Below are 3,629 nucleotides of genomic sequence, written 5' to 3'. Positions count from 1 at the left end.
GCTCGGGCAGCAACTTGCCTTCAGTCATGGCTTCGACCTCGTCAGGGGATTGGGGATCGGACTATGACCCGTCCGATTTGCCGCTCTTTCTTCGCCACGACCCCTTGATGTCTTGAAGTCCCTTGCGCGTGCGGGTGGCACTCGTCTGTCTGGTTCAGCAACCGTCAGAGACAGCCAACAGAAGGCAGCACAGCCATGCCCACACCAGACCGTATCATCCGTCTCAAGACCGTCGTCTCCCGGACCGGCCTGTCCCGGTCCACCCTCTACCGCAAGATCAATGAGGGCACCTTCCCGGCCCAGCTCCAAATCAGCCATTGAGGCCGCACCCTATGCCGCGGTGCAATATCCCGTCAGCGGTCATTGAGGCCGGTGCGTTTGCCGCCGAGCAACATTATTGCTGGACGTTCGAGGGTGATTGGTCGCTGCTCTGCACGATTCCGCCGACAATCGTTGGCGACTGGCGCTGCTGCACAGCGGGATGCCAGGCCGTTGCTTGACCTGACCGGTTCTGTGATCGGCCGTCGGGTTGTTATTGTGCCAACGAAACACAAACTACCGCTTAGCTAGATCGACTTGATAGCTAGTTTAGACAGAGGGCAGGTTAGAGAAAAACGATATTGCTGCGCGGTTGACATTTCTGCGCAGTACCTTCGAGCCAATTCGGTCGTCAAAGGAGGCAGTGTGCATGGGTCAAATACACGGCTTGCGGAGCGCGGGATGGCCTTCCGCGAAGGCTAGCGGCGAGGCGGCCTTTTTCCAGTCGTCGTCTCGAGCTTGGCCCGAGGCAATGCGGGAACTGCGTGGGAGCGTTTCGTGAAGCATCCGTTCAAGGCCCGGCGATGAGGTCTGCAATCAGGGAGCAGGCGCGGCGCCTTTTCGCGGGCTACGCGCCGAATGTTCTGGTGCGGCTGCATCGGCTGTCCCGCAAAGCCGGGATGAAACGGGATGCCACGACACCTGTCGAGGATTTTTTGAAGGCGCAGTACCGCGCGAAGACGGGTCTTGAGCTCGATCTAGCCAATCCGGTGGGGTTGAGCGAAAAGCTGAATGCTCTCAAGCTGCGTCCGGTTGATCCACTGCAGACGATCTGCGCCGACAAGATCCGGGTCCGCGAGCACGTGGCAGCGAAGCTTGGCAACGATATCCTTGTGCCGATGATCATGGCGACCTATCGGCTGGGCGACATCAATCCCCGCAGGATCACGCAGCAGAAGTTCGTGCTGAAGACCAACCACGATTTTGGCGGGGTCGTCATTTGCCGTGACCGCGTCGGCTTCGACTGGGCGGCGGCGCGCGCGAAGCTTGCCGATCATCTGGCGTTCAACCAGTGGCACCGCCATCGCGAGCCGCCCTACCGCGATATCAGGCCGGGTATTCTGGTCGAAGAATTCATGGAACCCGATACGTCGGGTGAGCTGAGGGAATACAAGATCTTCTGCTTCCATGGCGTGCCGCACTTCATCATGTCGATCCAGGAAACCGCTGGAAAACGCACCAAGACTGTGTTCGACACCGATTGGCGGCCCCTGCCGGTTCGTCGGCGCGCAGCACCTGTCAACGAAGCGCCGATTGCTGCGCCGGACGATCTTGGCGGTCTGCTGCGAGTGGCTGAGACGCTGTCCGAACCGTTCGATTTCTGCCGCGTCGATCTTTACGAGAATTTCGGCAAGATCCGGTTCGGAGAGATCACCTTCTACCCAGAAGGCGGCATGGATGTCTTCGAGCCCCCCGAGTGGGAACTGCGCTTCGGGAGCCTTCTGAGGCTGGCGAAAGACGACGCGCCTTCGGCTGATCGGGGAGTTGCTTGAATGGCGATGGTAGGGAACGGCGCGCTCAAGCGTCGGCTTAAGTTCATCCGTCGCAATGGCAAGGGTTATTGGCGGGGCAGCGCAGCCATTGCGGGCGCGGGTCGGCTTCAGCGCGCGAAAGACCTGCTGGCCGGCTTTGATCCCCGGGAGGCGGACTGGTACCGCCAGATACGCGGCGATACGGATGGTGTCATCAGCAATTCCGAGCGCGAGCATGAGCTGCACGGCTTGAACGGGCACTATGCCTATGTGCTTGATAACAAGGCCGTGTTCGGTGAGTCGCTGGAAATGAACGGCCTTCCGACACCGCGCCTTTTCGCCTGCCACTACGCTGGTCACTGGCACTGGACGAAGGGCGGCGAGGCGGCGCTGCGCGAGCATTTCGCCGGGACTGGGCGCTTCGTGATCAAGCCGACGCTTGGGTCGAAGGGGCGGGCGATCCAGATTGGGCGGTCGCTTGATGCCATCGCCCAGTATCGAGGGGAGGACGCGATCCTCACCGGCTTTGTCGAGCAGGCCGGTTATGCCCAGACCATTTTTCCGGGTGCCCTGAACACGATCCGGTTCCTGATGCTGAGGGACGAGGCGGGCGAGCCGGTCGCCGCTGCCGCGATTCATCGGTTCGGTACGGCATCTTCGGCCCCGGTGGACAATTTCAGCGCCGGGGGGCTTGTCGCAAAGATCGACCTTGAGACGGGCGGTTTGAGCGAGGCGATCACGATAGCGCCCGACAACCGGGTCGTCCGGCATGCGGTCCATCCCGACACGCAAAGCGCCATCGCCGGGATCATGGTGCCCCACTGGCAAGGCGTTCTCGATCTGGTGCTGGCGCTTGGGCGGGCGTTTCCCTATCTCGCTTACGTGGGTTGGGACATCGCGGTGACGAAAGATGGTCCGACCGTGATAGAGGGAAACGCTCATCCGAGCCTGCGGTTTTTCCAGCTTTATGACCAGCTTTTGGGCGACCCGCGGCTACGGCCGATCCTGGCGCGCTACATTAGCCGCGCGCGGCCTAGGGCGGGATAATGCCGCTTTCGCGTCTCAGGCATCGCTGGCGGCTCTTGCGCCACCTGTGGGCGCTGGAGCGGCGCGGCAACAAGCGGTGGCCGAACATTGCTTTGATATCGAAGGGGTTTTTGTCCAACCGCGCCTGGCTTTATCCGTTCGACCGCTTCGATCACTCGCTCTTTCTGACCGATCTTGAGGTCGAGGCCCGGCTTCCGCGATTGAACGCACCGGATGCGAGCGGGGTGCTGGGTGACAAGCAGCGGTTTCATGGATGGGCGGCCGGCGCGGGTGTGGAGACGGCGCGCCTTATCGGGTCATTTACCGATGGCCGGGCGCTGGGGCCGGATGGTCTGCCGCTTGGCGACGGCGTGGTAGGCGCGCAGCCCTTCATCGCAAAACCGGTGGACGGCAGCGGCGGGCGGGACGTGCGCATCAGCAGTTCGCTCGACGAGTTGCCCCGTGTCGGACGTTTTATTCTGGAAGAGGTGCTGACCCAGCACGACTATGCCAAAGCGATCTTTCCCGATGCGGTAAACACGATCCGGGTTATGGTCGGGCAGCGTCCGGGCGGTGAACCCGTCCTGATCGGTGCGGCCCATCGTTTCGGGACGGAGAGGTCGGTGCCGACGGACAATTTCAAGGCCGGTGGCATCGTTTCGCTGGTCGATCTTGGTTCCGGGCGGCTGTCGGAGGCTATCGTTGACCTCGGCGGCCCCGTGCGGCGCACGCTGAGCCATCACCCGGCGACGAACGCGCCGATTGCGGGTGTGGTGGTCCCGGAGTGGCAATCGGTCCTAGCGCTTGCCACAC

Annotated in this window: 4 protein-coding genes; all 4 read left to right on the top strand. The window is 62.1% G+C overall.

All coding sequences use genetic code 11. The annotated features are described in order from the left end of the window. The first annotated feature begins 195 nt into the window (after nucleotides 1-195). Nucleotides 196-321: a helix-turn-helix transcriptional regulator gene (locus ACRCSW_RS24285; protein ID WP_438708229.1), complete on the top strand. Its 126-nt coding sequence runs from the start codon at nucleotides 196-198 to the stop codon at nucleotides 319-321. Nucleotides 322-842: 521 nt separating this feature from the next. Further along, a complete protein-coding gene (locus ACRCSW_RS24280; protein ID WP_438708228.1) occupies nucleotides 843-1,811 on the top strand; it encodes an ATP-grasp fold amidoligase family protein in 969 nt (322 codons plus the stop codon). Then, nucleotides 1,812-2,837, top strand: coding sequence for a sugar-transfer associated ATP-grasp domain-containing protein (locus tag ACRCSW_RS24275; RefSeq protein ID WP_438708227.1), 1,026 nt, complete (start codon nucleotides 1,812-1,814; stop codon nucleotides 2,835-2,837). It begins immediately after the preceding gene. Next, a partial coding sequence (locus ACRCSW_RS24270; RefSeq protein WP_438708226.1) for a sugar-transfer associated ATP-grasp domain-containing protein occupies nucleotides 2,837-3,629 on the top strand: 793 nt, incomplete at its 3' end. The genes ACRCSW_RS24275 and ACRCSW_RS24270, both read left to right, overlap by 1 nt.

The organism is Tabrizicola sp. (genome assembly GCF_051645465.1).
In the GTDB taxonomy this organism is placed as follows: Bacteria; Pseudomonadota; Alphaproteobacteria; order Rhodobacterales; family Rhodobacteraceae; genus Tabrizicola.
The sequence above is the reverse complement of the archived record's forward strand: the minus strand, read 5'-3'. Positions and strand labels throughout refer to the sequence as shown.

Excerpts from the sequence above, each read along its gene's own strand:
- ACRCSW_RS24285 (WP_438708229.1), top strand. The coding sequence starts at position 196 with ATGCCCACACCAGACCGTATCATCCGTCTCAAGACCGTCGTCTCCCGG.
- ACRCSW_RS24275 (WP_438708227.1), top strand. The coding sequence starts at position 1,812 with ATGGCGATGGTAGGGAACGGCGCGCTCAAGCGTCGGCTTAAGTTCATC.
- ACRCSW_RS24280 (WP_438708228.1), top strand. The coding sequence starts at position 843 with ATGAGGTCTGCAATCAGGGAGCAGGCGCGGCGCCTTTTCGCGGGCTAC.